We start from the raw sequence: 20,016 nt of genomic DNA on the forward strand, positions 1-20,016 counted from the left end.
TGACCGCACACCAATGCGCAAAACGTGCAGCGAGAGCGGAACCTTTGCCTCTACCAAGAGCACACCAAGGCCGGCCGACCATAATTCCTCATGCACCCGATCGCCAACGCCTTGCCCGACACGCTCTGCTACCTCGATGGGGAGTACACCCCGCTGCGTGACGCCAAAGTGAGCGTGCTCGACCGGGGTTTTATCTTCGGGGATGGTGTTTACGAAGTCGTCCCGGTCTACGAAGGGCGACCTTTTTGCTTCGAAGAACACATGGCGCGGCTGGGTCGGTCTCTGGCCGAGTTGCAGATCGATAACCCGCTCACGCTAGACCAGTGGCGCGATATCACGATGCGGCTCGCCGCGCCGGGCGGCGCCTTGCCGCAAACCGTCTACTACCAGGTGACGCGTGGGGTAGCGCTGCGAGACCACGCGATGCCGAAAGGCCTAATGCCCACCGTGTTCGCAATGGTCAACCCTATGAAGCCGGTGCCCGATGCGGTGCGCGCTGCGGGTGTTAGTTGCGTCACCGCCGCCGACTTTCGCTGGCAAAAAGCGCACATCAAGGCCACGAGCCTGCTGGGCGCGGTGCTGGCGCGGCAGATCAGCGCCGACGCTGGCGCCACCGAGACCGTGATGTTTCGCGGCGAGTTCCTGAGCGAAGCGTCGTCCAGCAACGTATGGGTCGTCAAAGACGGCCGCATGAGCGGATCACCCAAAGACGAACTCGTGCTGGCCGGCATTCGTTATGGATTGCTCGAACGACTGTGCGGTGACAGCGGCACCCCCTTCGAATTGCGGCGGATCAAGCGGGACGAAGTGTTCGGTGCCGACGAATTGCTGCTGTCGTCCGCGACCAAGGAAGTGTTGCCAGTGGTGACGCTCGATGGCCAACCCATTGGCAAAGGCCGACCCGGCCCCATCTATCGAAAACTGTACGCGGCTTACCAGGACGCGAAGCAGCGCAATCGCTAACCGAAACACCCTACGGAGCCCGTCATGAGCACGCCTGATCCCATTAAACAGGAATCGCTGATCGCATACCCGTCCCAGTTCCCGATCAAGGTGATGGGCGTCAAGGCCGACGGTTTCGTGCATGCCATCACGCAGATCGCCGAACGGTTCGATCCGAGCTTCGACGCGACCACGGTCGAACTGCGCGACAGCAAGGCCGGCAACTACCTGGGCGTGACGATCACCGTCACCGCTACCAGTCGTGAACAGCTCGATGAGCTGTATCGGGCGCTGTCGTCGCACCCTTCAGTCAAGGTCGTTCTTTGAGGCTTTCGCGTTCGCTGGAGCGCCGAAGACAACTTCGCTGCGCGCCGTGCGTTTTTAGTCTGGCGATCTGCGCGCTGCACGCAGGGCCGGAGGCGAAATGACCGCTCCGGCGACTTCGCCACACATCGACGCACCGCAAGAGCCGATGCCGATCGAAGTGCAGCGGCTTGGCCCTGCCGACTACGCAGCGACCTTCGCCGAGATGAAAAATTTCACGCAGGAACGCACCGCAGAAACACCCGACATGCTCTGGCTGTGCGAACACGACGCGGTTTTCACGCAGGGTCTCGCGGGCAAGCGGGACCATATCCTCGACGCCGGCGACATCCCGATCGTGCAATCCGACCGCGGCGGTCAGGTGACTTATCACGGACCGGGCCAAGTCGTCGCCTACCCATTGCTCGATCTGCGCCGCGCTGGCTACTACGTCAAAGAGTACGTCTATCGCATGGAAGAATCGGTGCTCCGCACGTTGGCGCATTTCGGCGTGACAGGGCATCGCATCGTTGGCGCACCAGGTATTTACGTTCGGCTGGACGATCCGTTTTCGCATGCGCGGCTGGCCTCATCGGCAATGCCTGCATCGATGGGAACCTTAGCAAGCACATCTGCGGGTGCACTGCCGATCGATACCTTCGCCGGCCTCGGCAAGATCGCCGCGCTCGGCATCAAAGTCAGCCGCCATTGCACGTACCACGGTGTTGCGCTCAACGTCGCGATGGACCTCGAACCCTTCTCGCGCATCAACCCTTGCGGCTATGCGGGGCTGAAAACAGTCGACCTTTCTACAATCGGCGTCCGAACCACTTGGGACGACGCTGCCCGGGTGTTGAGCCAGAAGCTCATCACCGCCCTTGCACCCTGATCCCGCCCTAGCAGTCCGATATGAGCACCACCGAAGTCGTCCGCGACATCCAGAGCCAGGAAACCTACAACCCTCTTGCCAAGCAGAAGGCCGCGGCCAAGCTGTCGCGCATTCCGGTCAAGGTAATCCAGAGGGAGGTGCTGAAGAAGCCGGAGTGGATTCGGGTGCGCGCCGGTTCGCCGACAACGCGCTTCTACGAGATCAAGCAGATCCTGCGGGAAAGCAATCTGCACACGGTGTGTGAAGAAGCGTCGTGCCCGAACATCGGCGAATGCTTCGGCAACGGCACCGCGACCTTCATGATCATGGGCGACAAGTGCACGCGGCGCTGCCCGTTCTGCGATGTCGGCCACGGCCGACCCGACCCCCTCGACAAGGACGAGCCGCTCAATTTGGCGAAGACCATCGCCAGGCTGAAGTTGAAGTACGTGGTGATCACCAGCGTCGACAGGGACGATTTGCGAGATGGTGGCAGCCAGCACTTCGTCGACTGCATCCGCAACATCCGCGAACTCTCGCCGATGACGCAGATCGAAATTCTGGTGCCCGACTTCCGCGGCCGCGACGACCGCGCGCTGGAGATTTTGAAGCTCGCGCCGCCAGATGTGATGAACCACAACCTGGAAACCGCGCCGCGCCTGTACAAAGAAGCGCGTCCCGGCAGCGACTACCAGTTCAGCTTGAACCTGCTGAAGAAGTTCAAGGCGTTGCATCCGAAAGTACCGACCAAGAGCGGCATCATGGTGGGCCTGGGCGAGACCGACGAAGAAATTTTGCAAGTGATGCGCGACATGCGCGAAAACGAGATCGACATGCTGACCATTGGCCAGTACCTGTCGCCATCGACCTCACACCTGCCGGTGCGCCGCTATGTGCACCCGGACACCTTCAAGATGTTCGAGGAAGAGGCCTACAAGATGGGTTTCAGCCATGCAGCAGTGGGTGCGATGGTGCGCAGCAGCTACCACGCCGACCAGCAGGCGCACGCAGCGGGCGTTTAACGCCGTTGACGGGCTGAAAAGCCTGCAGCCGGACTTCTCAGCGCCAGCCGCGATGCCAGCCGTATTGCGGGTGGTGCCAGCCGTAACCGTAGCGAGGGTGCTGCATCCAGATGAAGCCGACGCCCGGGCTCACATAGGTCGGCGTTACCGAAATGATCGGCGGCTCGACATACACGGGCCCCGGCGCGCCGTATGGGCCAGGGGCCACGACGCAACCTGCAGTCGAGAGCAAAAGTCCGAGTACCACCGCGGCGCTTGCGCATCGGGCGATCTTGTTTTCAGTCATGAATGCTCAGCTAGAGCTGGACCGACGGGGCTGCGGCTGTCGCGTTGGCGGGCCTGAACGCTTGTCGTCTGCGCGAACAACATTGATCATCGGGATCGTATTGAAAGTATTCGTCATGTGCAGACAACGCCCTGCCCGTGGACCGGGTTGACGGCTCCCGTCTCCCGGTAATCCCTGATACATAGCTTTGACTGAGCTTTACTCTCGCCCCACCACCTCTTTTCAGCCAGATCAAACCCTGATGGACACCTTCCAGACCGCCATCGATCGCGTTTTCGGCGCGATTTCCGACCTCATCGCGCTCCACGCACGGCAAAACCCCGAGCGCCCCGCTCTGCGCGATGCCGGCACCACGCTGAATTACGCCGAACTCGACGCGCTGATGGACCGCATCGCGGCGAGCCTGCAGCGCGACGGTCTGGGCGCCGGTGACGCTATCGCAATTTGCGCAGCGGCTTCGGTGCCGTACGCAGCCGTGTTTCTGGGCGCGTTGCGTGCCGGAGTCGCCGTGGCACCGCTGGCGCCCGGATCGACGTCCGCCAGTCTGGCCCGAATGATGGAAGACTCCGAAGCGCGCCTGCTGTTCATTGATGCATCGACTGCCGACGGCACCGGCAACGCACCCACGCCGACCCGCATCACGCTTGACGGCTCGAACGCCGGCCGCACATTCGATGACTGGCTGTTGCCCGTCGGCGCCCAGCCCGCCGCGGTCGAGGTGCAGCCGTCGTGGCCTTTCAACATCATCTATTCATCGGGCACCACCGGCGAGCCCAAAGGCATCGTGCAAGGTCACGGCATGCGCTGGGCGCACGTTCAGCGTGGCGCCAAATACGGCTACGGCCGCGACACCGTCACGCTGCTCTCGACACCGCTGTACTCCAACACCACGCTGGTCGTCTTTTTTCCGACGCTGGCGTTCGGCGGCTGCGTGATCCTGATGCCGAAGTTCGATGCGGTCGGCTACCTGACACTCGCCGAGCAACATCGCGTCACGCACACGATGCTCGTGCCGGTTCAGTACCAGCGCCTGATGGCGAATTTGGCCTTCGGCGACCACGACCTGTCATCGTTTCGTGCCAAGTTCAGCACCAGCGCACCGTTCGGTGCCGCTCTCAAGGCCGACGTGCTCGCGCGCTGGCCCGGCGGGCTGATCGAGTTCTATGGCATGACCGAAGGCGGTGGCACCTGCATCCTCGAGGCACACCTGCACCCGACCAAACTGCACACTGTCGGGCGGGCGGCCGAAGGCAGCGACATTCGGCTTATCGATGAAGACGGTCGCGAGGTCGCACCGGGCGCCGACGGCGAGGTCGTCGGCAGTTCGGCCGGCATGATGACCGGCTACCACCGCCAGCCCGAAAAAACGCGCGAGGCCGAATGGTTCGATGCAACAGGCAAACGGTTCATCCGCACCGGCGATGTCGGTCGCTTCGATGCCGACGGCTTTCTCACGCTGTTCGACCGAAAGAAGGACTTGGTCATCAGCGGCGGCTTCAACATCTACCCGAGTGATCTCGAGGCCGTGGTGCGCGCGCATCCGGCCGTCGCGGATGTTGCCGTGGTCGGTGTTCCGTCCGAACAATGGGGCGAAACGCCGGTGGCGTTCGTGGTGCGCCGCGCAGGCGATGACACGCCTGAGGACACGCTCTTGCAATGGACCAATGCGCAGCTCGGCAAGACGCAGCGACTGTCGGCCTTGCATTGGATCGACGAGCTGCCGCGCAGTGCGATCGGCAAGGTGTTGAAGCGCGAGTTGCGCGAGCGGGTGCGTTAAGTCTTCCGCGCATATCGATGCGCGACCGAGGCCCGCGCATCGACACCCGCGGCACGTGCTCTAAGCTCGCGCGCCATGTCTTCGACTCTCTACGCTCTCATCGCCATCGCCATCTGGGCCACGCTCGCTTCGCTCGGCAGCGCGCTGTCGCACGTTCCGCCTTTTCTCCTGACGGGACTCGCGCTCATCATCGGAAGCATGCCGAGCTGGCCACTGGTGCTGCGCGACCGCGCGGCCTGGAAGGTGCCGAAGACGACGCTCGCGCTCGGCATCTACGGCCTCTTCGGCTTTCACTTTCTGCTGTTCATCGCACTGCGTCACGCGCCACCGATCGAGGCCAATCTGGTGAACTACCTTTGGCCGTTGTTCATGGTGGTGTTGGCGCCGTTGCTGCTGCCGGGCGTGTCGTTGCGGCCGTTGCACATCGTCGCTGCACTGCTCGGCTTCGTGGGTGCCGCCGTTGCCATCCTCGGCGCACGCAGCGGCACGGCATCGTCTGCAGTGACCGAGTACTGGGGCTTCGTTCCGGCGCTCGGTTCGGCCTTTATCTGGGCCAGCTATTCGCTGTGGACCAAGCGGGTCGCGGCCTTTCCGACGTCGGCCATCGGCCTGTTCGGCCTCGTGTCGGGCGCGCTTGCTCTGGTGTGCCATGCGTTGCTGGAACCATCGGCAACGCTCGTCGGCAAGGACTGGATGCTGATCGTGCTATGCGGCCTCGGCCCACTCGGCGCGGCTTTCTTCGTCTGGGACATGGCGCTCAAGCGTGGCGACGCGCGGCAGATCGGCATCCTGAGTTACCTCACACCGCTGGCCTCGACGGCTCTGCTCCTGCTGGTGACGGGTCGCCCGCTCACATGGTCGATCGCGTTGGCGGCCGCGCTGATCATCGCCGCCGCACTCATGGGCTCGCGCGCAAGCGGTCGCGCGGGTCGCGCGCCAGCCGCATAGGCTCTGCTCGCTATCGATTCAGTGGCATTCGTCTCGCCAAGGCAGTATCTTCATCCAAGGCACAACCCCAATTGACCCCAAGGAGATCCTCATGCCCCTCGTTCGCATCGACCTCGCACGCGGCAAATCGGTCGCGCAGCGCCAGACCATCGGCGACGTCATCTACAACGCGATGATCGCGACCATCAACGTGCCGAAGGACGATCGATTCCAGATCATCACCGAGCACGCGCCGGACGACCTCATCGTCGACAAGACCTACATGGGCATCCAGCGCACCGCCGACTGCGTGCTGATCCAGATCACGCTGAACGAAGGGCGCACGGTCGAGCAGAAGCAAACCTCCTACAAGGCCATCGTCGATGGGCTGCACGAACGACTCGGCATGCGACGCGAGGACGTCTTCATCAATCTTGTCGAGGTGCGCAAGGAGAACTGGTCGTTCGGCAATGGCGAGGCGCAGTATGTGACCTGACTTGATTCGAGGTGCTCAGCGGTGAGCAAGCGTCAAAGTTCGAGTACCAGCCGATCACCGCACGCACGCGAGCAGCAGGTCATCATCTTCACACCGGCCTCGCGCTCGGCGCGCGTGAGCACCACGTCGCGATGATTCACCTTGCCTGACAGCACGCGCACTTCGCACGAGCCGCACAGGCCTTCTTCGCAATCGCTCTGCACGTCGATGTTGGCGGCGCGCAGGGCCGACAGCACGGTCTGGTCCGCGGCCACATGCACGACGATGCCGGAGTCTTTCAACTCGACATCGAAGGCACGCTCGCGTAATGGGTCGAGCGTGCGCAAGGTCGATACGAAATGCTCGATGTGCAGCGTGTCTTCGGGCCACGCGGCGCAATGCGCTTCGAGCGCTTGCAGCATCCGCAGCGGACCGCACGCGTAGACCTGCGTGCCCATTTCGGGTGTGGCGAGCAGCGCCGCCAAGTCGTTGCGCGGGCCTTCGTCCTGCGCGTAGACCTTCAACCGGTCTCCATGCAACGTGCGCAACGCATCCAGAAATGCCATCGTGGCGCGGTGCCGACCGCTGTAGTGCAGCTCGTAGTCGATGCCGAGTTCCTTGGCGCGTCGCGCCATCGCACTGATAGGCGTGATACCGATGCCGCCCGCGATGAAGATGAGCTTGCGCGCGGACTCGTCGAGATGAAAGTGATTGCGCGGCCCACGGATCTTGAGCTTGTCGCCGACCTGAATCGACGTATGGACCCAGCTCGATCCACCGCGGCTCTCCGGGTCGCGCAGCACCGCGATCTCGAACGCGCTCGTATCTGCAGGATTACCGCACAGCGAGTACTGGCGCGACACATCGGGATGTCCGCATTCGATGTCGATGTGCGAGCCCGGCGCCCAACGCGGCATCGGTCGTCCATCGGGTGCGACCACGCGCAGCTTGACGATGCCTTCGGCCACCGGCGTGACGCTCTCGACCACCACCGGCCGAGTGATCGCACCCTTCGACGGTTCACCTAGCCGTAATGGCTCGACGCCTTGCGGACGACGCAACGCAGGATGTGCGCGCTCGGGGTTGTGCACCGGGTCCCACTCGACCCACAAATGCTCGGGCCCGCGAAACGACGTGTTGGGCACATAGCTGAACTGTTGCGGCGCGAGACGCATGTGCGGCAGGCGCCGACTGAACTCCTCCAGAAAAATCTGCATCTCCATGCGCGCCAGGTTCTTGCCCATGCACTGGTGCGAGCCATAGCCGAAGGTGAGATGGTCGCTCGCGTTGTCGCGCCGGATGTCGAACAGATCGCCATCGGGAAAGTGCGCCTCGTCGTGGTTGGCCGACGAGGTCACGATGAGCAGCTTGGAGCCCGCCGGCAGATCGACACCGTCGATGCGCGAATCTTTCGTGACCATGCGGCGCCAGGCCGCGACCGAGCCGTTATGGCGCAGGCACTCTTCGACCGCGTTAGGAATCAGGCTCGCGTCTTCACACATTTCGCGCCACGCGTCCGGATGCTGCAGCAGCAGCTTCATCGCATTGGCAGACGCATTGGCTGTGGTTTCGTGCGCGGCCACGATGCCGGCCATCATCATCGAGTGCAGGTACGAATCGGTGACGACATCGGGCAGCTCGCGTTGCTTGCGCAAACCGTATTGCATCCATCCACCACTTTCCGCGGCACCGGGGCCATCGAGATCCTGGCGCATCTTGTCGAGCACCTTGCCAGCGAACTGCCAGAAGTTGCCGACCGCGTGCGCCACCGCCGCCTGCTCTTCGGGCTTGGGCCGGCCCCAAGTGTTGACGGTGTGCGCGATCGAGTACTTGCGCAGCGTGTCCATGTCTTCTTCGGGTACGCCGAGGAAGTGCAGCGCTACCGTGAGCGGGATTTCCCACAGCATCTGGTCGACCAGGTCGGCCTTGCCGTCGTCGATAAAACGATCGACGTACTCACGCGCAAGTTGCCGCACCATCGGCTCGTGGTGCTTCAGTTCTTCAGGCGTGAACGAGTGCATCAGCGCGCGGCGCCGCGGCATGTGCGCGGGCTCGTCTTCGTTGACCAGCGTACGGTTCAGCGCGAAGCCGTAAGACGCCAACACCGCATTGGCTTCGTCGCCGGTCGGGGTGATCTTTTCGAGCGCGATCGACGGGCTGAAAGTGATGTTGTCCCGAAAGATCGCCTTGATGTCGTCGTAGCGCGTGACGACCCAGTAGCCGAGCTTGGGGCTCCAGAAGATCGGCTCTTGCTCACGCGCCCAGCGCACGTACTCCGGCGGGTCTTGCTGGTAGCCGTCTTCGAACGGATCGAAGTCGGCCGCGCGCTGACTCACCGGACAACCGGTGGGCGTACGCTCCGCGGACAACGGCCCGTGCGCCACCGGGCAGCCCGCACCGCGGACCGGGGGTTCGAGCGTGCTCATCAATCCAGCGTGATTTTCAGGTCTCGGATCAGCTTTTGCCAGCGCACGGTTTCCGTTCTGAGCAGCTCGGCGAACTGTGCCGGCGTGTTGCCGACCGGCTCCACGCCGAAGTCTTCGAGCCGCTTGTGCACTGCGGGGTCGTTGATGGCCGCGACCACCTGCTTGTTGAGCGCAGCGATCACCTCGGGCGGTGTCGCGGCGGGCACCACCATCCCGACCAGCGCAGCGGCCTCGACGTTCTTGTAGCCCAGCTCGGCGAAGGTCGGCACGTCAGGCAACTGCGGCAGGCGCGTTGCGTTGGCCACCGCCAACGCCTTGACCTTACCGCCCTTGATGAAGCCGGCACCGGCCGCCAAGTCGACCATCATCGCCGGCACCTGTCCACCGGCCACATCGGCAAGCGCTGGCGCGGCACCGCGGTACGGCGCGTGGACCATGAAAAGGCCGGCTTCCGACTTGAGCAATTCCATCGCCAGATGGTGCGGACTGCCGGCGCCGGCCGATGCGTAGTTGAGCCCGCCGGGCTTGGCCTTAGCCTGCGCGATGAAGTCCTTGGCGTCTTTGACCGAGATGCCCGGACCGACCACCAGGATCATCGGGAAGCGACCCATCAACGTGACGGGCGCCAGGTCTTTGGTCGGGCTGTAGCTCAGCGTCTTGTAGAGCACCGGGTTGTAGACCAGCGTGCCGTTGTCGGCGGACAGCACCGTGTAGCCGTCGGGCGCCGCGCGTGCCACTTCCGAAGCGCCGATCGCTGTGTTGCCGCCCGGCTTGTTGTCGACCAGGATCGACTGACCGATCTGCGTCGACATCACCTGGCTGATGGAGCGCGCCAGAAAGTCGGAGCCGCCGCCGGCCGCGTAAGGCACGACCCAGCGGATCGGCTTGGAGGGAAAGGTTTGCGCTTGCGCCATGGCGCCCGACGCGGCGAGCAAAGGCAGTGCCAGCAGGCAGCTCGCCAAAATTTTCTTCATGCATGTCTCCAAACAGTGATCGATAAAAAGCCCGGCTTAGTGTCCTCTGCCGGGCCCGATTCTTCATGGGTGTTTACCGTGACGACACGGCACAAATTGCCTCGATCGGACAGCCTCAGTCGGTCGCGACTTCGAGCACCAGCTTGCCGAAGTTCTCGCCGGCAAAAAGCTTGTTGAGCGACTCGGGGAAAGTCTCGATGCCCTTGACCACGTCTTCCTTGCTCTTCATGCGACCGTCTTTCAGGTAGCCGGCCAATTCCTTGATCGCGATCGGGTAACGGTCGGCGTAGTCGAACACCACGATGCCTTCCATGCGCGCGCGATTCACCAGCAGGCTCAGGTAGTTGCGCGGGCCAGCAGCGGGCATGCTGTTGGCGTTGTTGTACTGGCTGATGGCGCCGCAAATGATGACGCGTGCTTTGCGTGCGAGCTTGGCCAATACCGCGTCGAGGATGTCACCACCGACGTTGTCGAAGTAGATGTCCACGCCCTTGGGGCAATGCTCTTTCAGGCCCGCGCGCACCGCGCCCTCGCCAGCTTTGTAGTCGATGCAGGCGTCGAAGCCCAGCTCTTGGACCACCCACTTGCACTTGGCCTCGCCGCCGGCGATACCGAACACGCGGCAACCCTTGATCTTCGCGAGCTGGCCGACGGTCTGTCCGACCGCGCCTGCTGCGCCCGACACCACGACGGTCTCGCCCTCCTTCGGCTGGCCGACATCCATCAGGCCGAAGTAGCCGGTCATACCCGGCATGCCGAGCACGTTGAGCCACTGGCCGATGCTGCCGGCGCGGAGGTCGATCTTGACCAAGCCATTGCGCTTCAACTCGTCTTGCGCAATCACGATGTACTCCTGCACGCCGAGCGTGCCGTACACCGTGTCGCCGACCGCGAAGGCCGGATTCTTCGAAGCGATGATCCTGCCGATACCGCCGGCCCGCATCACCTCGCCGATGGCGACCGGTGGGATGTAGCTCCTGGCGTCGTTGAGCCAGCCGCGCATGGCGGGGTCGAGCGACAGCGACAAGGTCTTGACCAGCACGCCGCCGTCGGCCGGCTCGCCGACCGCTTCGTCGGTAAAGCTCCAATGCTCGCGCGTGGCAGCGGCGTCGGGGCGTTTGGCAAGGCGAACCTGGTGGTTGACGAGAGCGGTCATGGTGTTGTCTCCTTCGTTGTGATGAGCCGGAATGCTAGTCGCGCGCCGCGGCCGCGGCGGTAGCGCAGGCGACAAAGAGGCGGCACTGAATTCGGCTGTCCGTGGCGAGCCGCGCCGCCGCTGGCGGCGATCGATCAATCGAGCCGCACGTCGACCTGCAATCCCGGCTGAGCGTTGTGCACCTGGAAGCTGCCGCCATGAGCCTCTGCCACGAGGCGGCACAAATACATGCCGAGTCCGACGCCGCCGGTGGTTCGCTGGCGCGCGCTATCCGTCCGGTAGAAAGGTTCGGTTAAGTGCGCCAGTTGCGCCTCGTCGACGCCGGGGCCGAAGTCGCGCACTTGCAGCACGACGCCCGCACCTTTCTCGGCAGCGCGCAGTGACACGCGCGGAGGCTCTGCTGCATCCACGCCGTAGTGCAAGGCGTTGTCGAGCAGGTTGCGAACCAGCAGTCGCACGCGCGTGCGGTCGAGTTGGCGTGGCACCAGATCGGTCGCCAGACAGAGGGTGACCGCGGCGGCGTGCGGCATCTCTGCCACGGTTTCGCGCACCAGCGCCGCAAGGTCGACCGGCTCGCGTTGCAATGCGGCATGAGGACTTGCGAGCCGTTCGCTTTCGAGCAGATCGCTGATGAGGTCACGCATCTCGTTCAGGTCGCGCAGCAGCGCATCGCGCTCGGGCAGCCCTTCGATCGTCGCCGGCAGCAACTCGGCGTTCAGCCGCGCACGGGTCAACGGCGAGCGCAGCTCGTGGCTCAGCGCCAGCAGCAGCGCACGCTTGGCATCGAGCATGCCGCGGATATCGTGCGCCATCGTGTTGATGCGCCGCGCCAGCTCGCCCAGCTCGTCCTTGCGACGCAGCGGAATCGGCTTGTCGAAGTCGCCGGCACCGAAGCGTTCGGCGCCGGCACGGATGTCGTCGAGCGGGCGCAGCAGTCGGCGCACGTAGGCGTAGGCAAAGACGATCAGCGCCAGCAGCAGGGCCAGCGTGACCCAACCGAAACGATGCGGCCCGCGTTGCCACGGCAAGGTGCCCATGCCGAAGCTGATGCGGTGACCGTCGGCGGTGGTGCGGCCGAGCATCTCGCCGGCGCGTGAATCGAAGCCGCGGCGCTCGGTGCGATCGGGATGCGATTCCCAGTTGACCGTCGGCCCCTGAATGCGGATCGCGAGCGGCAGCCGTGCGGCCAATGCCTCGGCCCGCGACACATCGGGCGGCGAGCCGATCTCGGCCGCCAGCCGGTTCGCGTAGTCGGATACCAGGGGCACGCCGGCTTCGCGCCAGCCGCTGGCGAAGGTGCTCTGCATGCCGACGATGAAGACGGCCGTCATCGCGAAGGCGAGCAACAAAAAGACGGTGAGCAGACGGGCACGCAACGAATGGCGCCAGCGATGTCGCCAGCGTCGGCGCTCGATATGCCTCGTGCGATTCATCGCCCGACGGCCAGCGCGTAGCCGGCATTGCGCAGGGTCTTGATGCAGTCGAGCGGCTCCAGCTTCTTGCGCAGGCGACTCACCACGATGTCGACCGCGCGCGTGAAGAGCTCGGCCTCGTGGCCTCGCAGCCTGTTGAGGATGTCGTCGCGGCTGAAGACCTTGCCGGGCTCGGAAGCCAGCAACGCGAGCAGATCGAATTCGGTGCCCGTCAGTTCGACGGCGTGGCCCTGTCGCAGCACTTCGCGCTTGTCGAGATCGATGGCGAGGCCTTCAAAGACGAGGCGCGGTACATGCGTTGTCGGCATGGGCGCTGCTGCGCGTTGACGCCGCAGGATGGTTTGCACGCGCGCGACCAGCTCACGCGGCTCGAACGGTTTGGGCACGTAGTCGTCGGCGCCGAGCTCGAGGCCGACCACGCGGTCCATCACCTCGCCGCGCGCCGTCAGCATGACGATCGGGATGTCGCTTTCCTTGCGGATTTCGCGACACAGCGCGAAACCGTCCATCTCGGGCAGCATGACATCGAGGATGGCGGCGTCGTAGTGCGTCGCGCGCAGCTTGGCTAGGCCTTCGCTCGGCCGCGTGGCGCTGTCGAGCGTGAAGTCGAAGCGCGCGAAGTAACTCGCGAGCGGCGCGCCCAGGTGCTCGTCGTCGTCGATCAGAAGGATGCGCGGCATGGTCGGATTGTGGATGAGTGCCCCGGCGCCAAGCGAAGCCGGGGCGCAGGTCTCAGCTTCTCCAGCGGCGGCCGCCGCGTTGCATGAACTCACGCACCTTGGCTTGCTGGGCGGGGTTCAGGTTGTCGAAGAAATCGGCAGCGGCCAAGATGATGTCCGGGCTGCCAGTGCGAACCGCCGCCGTCTTTTCGTCGACCATCTTTGATGCAGCGGACTGGTCGAGCTTGTTGCCCGCGAAGAGCGACTGGAACTGGGTACGCATGCCACCGGCACCGCCCGCGTCGCGCATGGCGGCGCGTTGTGCGCCCAGCTTGTCGGCGAGCGTGGCGAGCTTCTGCTTTTGCACGGTATCGAGGTCGAGCTTGCCGCCGATGCGCTCGACCATCTTGGCGCGGAACTCCGCAGGGTCGCCACCGCCCCAGCGATGCGCGGCACAGCCGCCGAGACTTCCCGCCACGATGGCGGCACCGGCAAAGCCGAAGAGTGAACGTTTGATCCAGGGTTTCATGGGACTTCCTTGTGTGGGAAAAAGGGGAAGTCCGATGGTGCTTTTGGCGCGCCCCGAAGTCCTTTCGCGGCGGTATCGGCGTGTTTCGTTTTATGTCGACCGATGCCTCAGGCGCTGCTCAGCAAAGCTGCGGCACCATGACCATCGACATGTCCACACACCAACAACACCTCCTCGCCGTCGCGCTTGCCGACCTTCACCCCACCCAGATTACCGTCGGCGCTGCGGAGGTCGCCGTCAAGCGGGAGCAGTGGGCCGGCCTCAAGCGGAAGGCGCGCAAGCACACGCTCGCCGCGCACTGGTTCCCAGCGGTGAAGGGTCCCGAAGGGCGCTACTACATCGTCGACCACCACCATCTGGGCATGGCGCTGCACCAGGAAGATGTCGGCACCGTGTGGGTCATGCAACTGGACGACCTGTCGGCCATCCGTGGCGAGGCTTTTTGGCGTCTCATGGAATTCCACCGCTGGGCGCATCCGTACGACGAAAAAGGCAAGCGACAGGACTACGAGGCCATTCCGTCTCAGATCTCGAAGCTGCATGACGACCCCTATCGCAGCCTTGCGGGCTTCGTTCGGTCCGCCGGCGGCTATGCCAAGGACGCGGCGCCGTTTGCCGAATTTCTCTGGGCTGACTTCTTTCGGCCACTGATTCCCCGCCGGGCGCTGGAAAAGTCCCGTACCCAGGCGCTGCCGGTCGAGGCACTGCAGCAGGCGGTCGCGCTGGCGCGGGGCCCGGGCGCGCGCTACCTGCCAGGCTGGACCGGCGTCAGCGCGAGCTTGTCGGCGGTCAGCAGCGGTCTGGGTGGCACTGCCCCGGTGTCGGCGGAGTGATCGCCCGGCGCGACCTGCCGGCTGTCGCCGACCTGGTGGCAGGGCTTTCGATCGCAGGTCTGCTGCTGCCCGAGGCCGTGGCCTATTCCAGCATCGCGGGCCTTCCACCCCAGAGCGGCGTACTCGCGCTGTTCGCCGGCCTGCTGGTGTACGGCCTCCTCGGCAACAGCCGCTTTGCCATTGTTTCAGCAACCTCCTCGTCGGCCGCGGTGCTGCTGGCCGCGACCGGATCGCTCGCCGGCACGGATGCGGCCTTGCGCGTGGCGCTGGGTGCCGGCATCGTGCTGCTGACAGGCGTGTTCTTCATCATCGCGGGGCTGGCGCGGCTGGGCGCGGTGTCGAGCCTGATCGCCAAGCCGGTGCTGCGTGGCTTTGCCCTGGGGCTCGCGATCACCATCGTGGTCAAGCAGATGCCAAAGGTGCTCGGTGTGCATCCGATGCACACCGACTTTCTGCGCTTCGGCTGGGAGCTCCTGGCGGGCTGGTCGCACTGGAACTGGGCGGGTGGCGCCATGGCACTGGTGGCGCTGGCCCTGCTGCGCGGGCTGGGGCGCTGGCGTGCGGTACCCGCGGCACTGCTGGTGATCGCCATCGGCATTGCGCTCGATGTCAGCGGCTATTGCGAGGCCTGGAACGTGGCACCGGTCGGGACGTTCACGCTGGACTTTTCCAGCCCCGGGATGCCGCAGCTCGCGCGCGCCGACTGGCTCCGGCTGGGGGAGCTCGCTTTCGCGATGGCGTTGATCCTGTATGCCGAGTCGTACGGGTCGATTCGCACGTTCGCGCTGCGTCATGGCGACAACGTCTCGGCGAATCGCGATCTGTTTGCGCTCGGCGTCGCCAACATCGCCTCCGCGCTGTTTCACGGCATGCCGGTAGGCGCGGGCTACTCGGCCACCTCGGCCAACGAAGCGGCCGGCGCACAGAGCCGCGCCGCCGGGCTGGTGGCCGGCGCCGTGGTGCTGATCGCGGTCCTGACCCTGCTGCCATGGATTGCCCACACGCCCGAACCTCTGCTGGCTGCGATCGTGATCAATGCTGTCAGTCACTCGCTCAACCCGGCGGCGCTGCGACCCCTGTTCGTCTGGCGACGCGACCGGTTGATCGCGCTGGTGGCGGTGGCCGCGGTGCTGCTGCTGGGCGTGCTGGACGGCCTGCTGGCCGCGATCGGGCTCAGTCTGCTAATGCTCTTGCGCGGCATGTCGCGCGCCGGCGTCAGCTGGCTCGGCCGGCTGGACGGCGGACACGACTATGTCGATACGGCGCGCCACCCCGAAGCCGTGGTGCCGCCCGGCGTGCTCATCGCCCGACCCGAGGTGCCGCTGTTTTTCGGCAACGCCGACGGCGTATTCGCCACTCTTCGCACGCGCGTGGAAGCCACGCCGATGCTCCAACGCATGGTGCTCAGCCTGGAAGAGTCGCCCGATCTCGATGCCACCAGCATCGAGGCACTTTGCGACTTCGCGCAATGGACGCGGCAGCGTGGTTCTCAGCTGGTGCTGGCGCGGGTCAAGGACACGGTGCGGGACTTGCTGGGACAAGTAAGGTCGGCCGATTTGCCTGCGGCAGCCTATGCGCCGTGGAGCGTGGACGACGCGATGCAGCTTCCGCTGCTGCCGCCGAAGAAATCCGACAGGTTCTAGATCGGCAACGTCATCGCCAGAGCCGGGTCGTCGGCCTCCAGCACGCGCTGCGCCCACGGCTCGAGCTTGCCGGCGTCGGCGCGCAACACCTCCTGCTTGACGGCGAGGATCTGCGATGGATGCATCGAGAAGCTGCGCAGACCGAGGCCGATCAGCAGCCGGGTGAACGTGACGTCGCCGGCCATTTCGCCGCACACGCTGACGCCCTTGCCCTGGCGCCGGCATTCCGCGATCGTGTCGGCGACGAGCTTGAGCACGGCCGGATGCGCGGGGTCGTACAAGTGCGCGACGGCCTCGTCGGCACGGTCGATGGCCAGCGTGTACTGGATCAGGTCGTTGGTGCCGATCGACAGGAAGTCGAAGTGCTTCAGGAACAGCTTCAACGTGAGCGCTGCTGCCGGGATTTCGATCATCGCGCCGAGCTTCACCGCGCCGTACACCATGCCCTTGTTGTCGAGTTCGGTCCGCGCGAAATCGATCAACGACAAGGTCTGGCGAATCTCGCTCGCGTGCGCCAGCATCGGGATCAGCAGGTGGATTGCGCCATGCGCTGCCGCCCGCAGGATGGCGCGCAGCTGGGTCAGGAACATGGCGGGGTCGGCCAGGCTCCAGCGGATCGCGCGCAGGCCGAGCGCCGGATTCAAGTGCTCCTGCTTGCTGGCCTTGCTGTCGAGCGGCTTGTCGGCACCGATGTCGATGGTGCGGATCGTCACCGGCATGCCCTGCATGCCCTCGACCGCGCGCTTGTACGCCTGGTACTGCTCTTCTTCGTCGGGCAACCGGGTCTGGCGCTGCGACTCGCGGCCCATGAAGAGGAATTCGCTGCGAAACAGCCCGACGCCGACGGCGCCGGCCTTGACCGCGCCGGCCGTGTCCTCGGGCATCTCGATGTTGGCGAGCAGATCGACACGCTGGCCGTCAAGCGTGACCGCCGGCTTGTGCCGCAGCCGTGCCAGCCGGCCGCGTTCCAGGTCACCCTGGCGCTGCTTGAAACCGTACTCGGCCAGGATGATCGGCGACGGGTCGACGATGACCACGCCCGCATCGCCATCGATGATGACCCAGTCGTCCTGCCGCACCAGCTGACTGGCGGTACGCGCGCCGACGACCGCCGGAATGTCCATGCTGCGCGCCACTATCGCTGTGTGAGAAGTGCGGCCGCCGACATCGGTGACGAAGCCCGCGAACACGCTCTTCTTGAACTGCAGCATGTCGGCCGGCGACAGGTCGTGCGCGATGAGCACCAGGGGCACATCGATGGTGTCGGTGACGGTGAGATCGTCGTCTTCAGCCCCGGCGGGGCGCTTGCGGCGCGGCGGGGTCGGCGCAAGCACCGCGGCAGTGCCCTTCATGCGGTGCAGCATGCGTTCGACCACCTGCTCGAGGTCGGCCTTGCGCTCTCGCAGGTACTCGTCCTCCATCTCGTCGAACTGCCGCGCAATGACTTCGAGCTGCGTGGTCAGTGCCCATTCGGCGTTGTAGAGCCGCTCGGTGATCCAGTGCTTGACGCCGTTGGTGAGGGCCTCGTCCTGCAACAGCATCTGGTGGACTTCGAGCAACGCCACCAGTTCGTGCGGCGCGTCGTTGGGTCCCATCAGAGCGACGCTGGCCTGCAGCTTGGTGAGCTCTTCGGACACCGCGTTGCGCGCCGTGCGCACTCGCTCGATCTCGGACTCGATCTCAGCCGGCTTGATGAAGTAGTGGGCCACGTCGATGCGGCTCGACACCACCAGCACCGCGCGCCCGATGGCGATGCCACGGGCAACCGGCAGACCGTGAACCGCGAAGGTCATGGCAAGGGTCTCACTCGCCTTCGCCGAACTTGTCGTTCATCAACGCCACCAGAGCGTCCATGGCCTCCTGCTCGCGCTCGCCTTCGGTTTCGAGATCAATCGACACGCCGATTCCGGCCGCCAGCATCATCACGCCCATGATGCTTTTGGCATTGACGCGCCGGTCACCGCGTGCGAGCCAGACCTCGCACGGATAGCTGCCGGCGAGCTTGGTGAGCTTGGCCGACGCGCGTGCGTGCAAGCCCAGCTTATTGCTGATGGTCACGGATGTCTTGATCACTTGGTTTTCTTCTCGCCTGGTTTTGGGGGGCCGATACAGCGACTTGCATGACGCCGGCGGTGCCGCCTGTGATTGCACGCTGAACCAGCGCATCGAGCGTTTCGTGCCGGTAGGTGACGGCGCGCAACAGCATCGGCAAATTGACGCCGGCCACGAGCCGCGATCGCACGCCGTCGACAAGCTTTTGCGCCACGTTGCACGGCGTCGCGCCGAAAACATCTGCCAGCACGAGCACCTGGGAGCGCGGCGGATTCAACATCTGGGCCAGCGTGATGCGCCCAGCGGCAAGTGTTTCTTCCGGCGATACGTTGGGCAACACGTCGAGTGCGACGATAACGGTCTCGCAATCGGGAAACACATGCAGCGCGCACTGCCGCAGCGCCTGTGCGAGCGGGGAGTGGGCGATGATGAAAATACTGTTCATGGATGGAGGCGAAGCAGGTCGACGATTATGCGGGGCTGCGACGTGCCGAGAGGCGCACGCCCTCGAAGAACGTGGAAGTCGCATCGGCGGCCGACGGCTTACCGAGAACCATGGCTTGATAGACCGTCACATGAGTGGCATCGACCGCATTTGTGAACCAGACGATTTCGGCACTCCCGGATTGCACTGAGGCCTTTCGGGCGGCTTCTTCCGCCGCCCGTGTGATGGTGAAGCGGGATGCCGATGCCTCGTCGGCGCCAGCGACCGTGGCGACTGTTTCCGTGAGCTGCGCATCCGGCCACTGTGCGCGCGTCGAGGCCTTCCATGCGGCGAGCCACATTACCGCCTGCGCGGCGCTGCCGGCTTCGGCTTGCGCAACGGCAAAAGTTGCATCGCCCGCCGGGCAGCCGGTCATGCTGATCGAAATGCGTTCGATGCCCGGGACTTCGAGGTTTCGCGTCGCACGGTCGGGCTTGCACGGGAGGAGCGCGAGGAGGTTGTCGGTCACGGTCACGTCGCGCCAGTTGAAAACGGGGCTGCAGCCGGGTAGGAGCAACAAAAAGAGCAGGCCGGGGAACCATCGCCGAGCCGAACCAACAACATACACAATCATCGGACCGAGCTTATCGCGCCAAATCGAACAGACGGCCGCCTTCGATGTGCCGCGGGAGCTTCTGGCGACCCGGCTGCGCGGGCATCGTGAGCAGGTTTTCGCGTCTCGGAACTAAAATCTCACCGTCCTTCTTCCTCGGGTTGCCCATGAAAAAAGTCGTCTATGCCGCCGCGGTGGCTATTGCCTTGGCCGTCGGCGCGGGTGCTTACCTGAACACTGGGAGCGAAGCAGCGCCTGCATCTACGTTTGTTCTGCTCGACGGCAGCAAGCAAAGCGCGGCTGATTTCAAAGGCAAGGTCACTCTGGTCAATTTTTGGGCGACGAGCTGCGTGACGTGCGTCGCCGAAATGCCAAAGGTGATCGCGACCTACGAGAAATACAAGGCGCAGGGATATGACACCGTGGCGGTGGCCATGAGCTACGACCCGCCGGCCTATGTCGTGAACTATGCCCAGACGCGTAAGTTGCCGTTCAAGGTGGCCATCGACAACACCGGCGCTGTCGCCAGAGCATGGGGCGACATCGCGCTCACGCCGACGACTTTCGTCGTGAACAAACGTGGTGAGGTCGTCAAGCGCTACGTCGGCGAGCCTGACTTCGCAGCGCTGCATAAGCTGATCGAGAAGTTGCTTGCCGACGCGTGAGTTGCTAAT

The 20,016-nt window shown here is 64.6% G+C and carries 21 protein-coding genes; 10 read left to right on the plus strand and 11 right to left on the minus strand.

Going from position 1 to position 20,016, the window contains the following annotated elements:
- Nucleotides 1–90: 90 nt before the first annotated feature.
- The 4 genes from QN413_RS22170 (at nt 91) to lipA (ending at nt 3,135) form a co-directional block, all read left to right on the plus strand.
- Nucleotides 91–963 carry an aminotransferase class IV gene (locus tag QN413_RS22170; protein WP_323498764.1) on the plus strand — a complete coding sequence of 291 codons (873 nt, stop codon included), beginning with the start codon at nt 91–93 and terminating at the stop codon, nt 961–963.
- Between the two features lie 24 nt (nt 964–987).
- On the plus strand, nt 988–1,269 hold the full coding sequence (locus QN413_RS22175; RefSeq protein ID WP_323498765.1) for a YbeD family protein: 282 nt from the start codon (nt 988–990) through the stop codon (nt 1,267–1,269).
- 145 nt (nt 1,270–1,414) lie between these two features.
- Nucleotides 1,415–2,134: a lipoyl(octanoyl) transferase LipB gene (gene lipB / locus QN413_RS22180; protein ID WP_323498792.1), complete on the plus strand. Its 720-nt coding sequence runs from the start codon at nt 1,415–1,417 to the stop codon at nt 2,132–2,134.
- 20 nt (nt 2,135–2,154) lie between these two features.
- Nucleotides 2,155–3,135 carry a lipoyl synthase gene (gene lipA, locus QN413_RS22185; protein ID WP_323498766.1) on the plus strand — a complete coding sequence of 327 codons (981 nt, stop codon included), beginning with the start codon at nt 2,155–2,157 and terminating at the stop codon, nt 3,133–3,135.
- A gap of 37 nt (nt 3,136–3,172) precedes the next feature.
- On the opposite strand, the gene QN413_RS22190 is transcribed toward lipA, so the two are convergent.
- Entirely contained in the window at nt 3,173–3,421 is a 249-nt protein-coding gene (locus tag QN413_RS22190) for a hypothetical protein (protein ID WP_323498767.1), read from the minus strand.
- A gap of 241 nt (nt 3,422–3,662) precedes the next feature.
- On the opposite strand from QN413_RS22190, the gene QN413_RS22195 reads away from it, so the two are divergent.
- The 3 genes from QN413_RS22195 to QN413_RS22205 all read left to right on the plus strand — a co-directional run bounded on the left by QN413_RS22195 (nt 3,663) and on the right by QN413_RS22205 (nt 6,621).
- Nucleotides 3,663–5,198, plus strand: coding sequence for a class I adenylate-forming enzyme family protein (locus tag QN413_RS22195; protein ID WP_323498768.1), 1,536 nt, complete (start codon nt 3,663–3,665; stop codon nt 5,196–5,198).
- Nucleotides 5,199–5,273: 75 nt separating this feature from the next.
- Nucleotides 5,274–6,146, plus strand: a complete 873-nt coding sequence (locus QN413_RS22200) for a DMT family transporter (protein ID WP_323498769.1) — start codon at nt 5,274–5,276, stop codon at nt 6,144–6,146.
- A gap of 91 nt (nt 6,147–6,237) precedes the next feature.
- Nucleotides 6,238–6,621: a tautomerase family protein gene (locus QN413_RS22205; RefSeq protein ID WP_323498770.1), complete on the plus strand. Its 384-nt coding sequence runs from the start codon at nt 6,238–6,240 to the stop codon at nt 6,619–6,621.
- Between the two features lie 32 nt (nt 6,622–6,653).
- Here QN413_RS22205 and QN413_RS22210 read toward each other — a convergent pair whose 3' ends face one another.
- The 6 genes from QN413_RS22210 to QN413_RS22235 all read right to left on the minus strand — a co-directional run bounded on the left by QN413_RS22210 (nt 6,654) and on the right by QN413_RS22235 (nt 13,777).
- Nucleotides 6,654–9,026: a cytochrome P450/oxidoreductase gene (locus QN413_RS22210; RefSeq protein WP_323498771.1), complete on the minus strand. Its 2,373-nt coding sequence runs from the start codon at nt 9,024–9,026 to the stop codon at nt 6,654–6,656.
- On the minus strand, nt 9,026–10,000 hold the full coding sequence (locus QN413_RS22215; RefSeq protein ID WP_187053995.1) for a Bug family tripartite tricarboxylate transporter substrate binding protein: 975 nt from the start codon (nt 9,998–10,000) through the stop codon (nt 9,026–9,028). The genes QN413_RS22210 and QN413_RS22215 overlap by 1 nt, the downstream gene beginning before the upstream one ends.
- Nucleotides 10,001–10,115: 115 nt before the next feature.
- On the minus strand, nt 10,116–11,156 hold the full coding sequence (locus QN413_RS22220) for an NADP-dependent oxidoreductase (protein WP_323498772.1): 1,041 nt from the start codon (nt 11,154–11,156) through the stop codon (nt 10,116–10,118).
- Nucleotides 11,157–11,290: 134 nt separating this feature from the next.
- The gene (locus tag QN413_RS22225; protein WP_323498773.1) at nt 11,291–12,589 is read right to left on the minus strand and encodes a sensor histidine kinase; all 1,299 of its coding nucleotides are present in this window, start codon (nt 12,587–12,589) and stop codon (nt 11,291–11,293) included.
- Complete coding sequence (locus tag QN413_RS22230) at nt 12,586–13,269, minus strand: response regulator transcription factor (RefSeq protein ID WP_323498774.1); 684 nt, start codon at nt 13,267–13,269, stop codon at nt 12,586–12,588. Before QN413_RS22230 ends, QN413_RS22225 begins: the two co-directional genes overlap by 4 nt.
- Nucleotides 13,270–13,321: 52 nt before the next feature.
- Nucleotides 13,322–13,777, minus strand: coding sequence for a Spy/CpxP family protein refolding chaperone (locus QN413_RS22235; protein ID WP_323498775.1), 456 nt, complete (start codon nt 13,775–13,777; stop codon nt 13,322–13,324).
- 137 nt (nt 13,778–13,914) lie between these two features.
- Here QN413_RS22235 and QN413_RS22240 point away from each other — a divergent pair, with 137 nt between their 5' ends.
- Together QN413_RS22240 and QN413_RS22245 are read left to right on the plus strand one after the other, a co-directional pair.
- On the plus strand, nt 13,915–14,610 hold the full coding sequence (locus QN413_RS22240) for a ParB-like protein (protein ID WP_416352222.1): 696 nt from the start codon (nt 13,915–13,917) through the stop codon (nt 14,608–14,610).
- On the plus strand, nt 14,610–16,253 hold the full coding sequence (locus QN413_RS22245) for a SulP family inorganic anion transporter (RefSeq protein WP_416352223.1): 1,644 nt from the start codon (nt 14,610–14,612) through the stop codon (nt 16,251–16,253). Before QN413_RS22240 ends, QN413_RS22245 begins: the two co-directional genes overlap by 1 nt.
- Here the strand turns inward: QN413_RS22245 and ptsP are convergent.
- The 4 genes from ptsP to QN413_RS22265 are packed head-to-tail and all read right to left on the minus strand — an operon-like array spanning nt 16,250 to nt 19,264.
- A complete protein-coding gene (gene ptsP / locus QN413_RS22250) occupies nt 16,250–18,046 on the minus strand; it encodes a phosphoenolpyruvate--protein phosphotransferase (RefSeq protein ID WP_323498778.1) in 1,797 nt (598 codons plus the stop codon). The two genes, QN413_RS22245 and ptsP, sit on opposite strands and share 4 nt — an antisense overlap.
- Nucleotides 18,047–18,056: 10 nt before the next feature.
- On the minus strand, nt 18,057–18,326 hold the full coding sequence (locus QN413_RS22255; RefSeq protein ID WP_323498780.1) for an HPr family phosphocarrier protein: 270 nt from the start codon (nt 18,324–18,326) through the stop codon (nt 18,057–18,059).
- Entirely contained in the window at nt 18,295–18,750 is a 456-nt protein-coding gene (locus QN413_RS22260) for a PTS fructose transporter subunit IIA (RefSeq protein WP_323498782.1), read from the minus strand. The genes QN413_RS22255 and QN413_RS22260 overlap by 32 nt, the downstream gene beginning before the upstream one ends.
- 25 nt (nt 18,751–18,775) lie before the next feature.
- Complete coding sequence (locus QN413_RS22265) at nt 18,776–19,264, minus strand: hypothetical protein (RefSeq protein ID WP_323498783.1); 489 nt, start codon at nt 19,262–19,264, stop codon at nt 18,776–18,778.
- Nucleotides 19,265–19,509: 245 nt separating this feature from the next.
- Here QN413_RS22265 and QN413_RS22270 point away from each other — a divergent pair, with 245 nt between their 5' ends.
- Entirely contained in the window at nt 19,510–20,007 is a 498-nt protein-coding gene (locus QN413_RS22270; protein ID WP_323498784.1) for a TlpA disulfide reductase family protein, read from the plus strand.
- Nucleotides 20,008–20,016 lie beyond the last annotated feature (9 nt).

The organism is Variovorax sp. LG9.2 (assembly GCF_035018885.1).
Lineage (GTDB): Bacteria > Pseudomonadota > Gammaproteobacteria > Burkholderiales > Burkholderiaceae_C > Variovorax.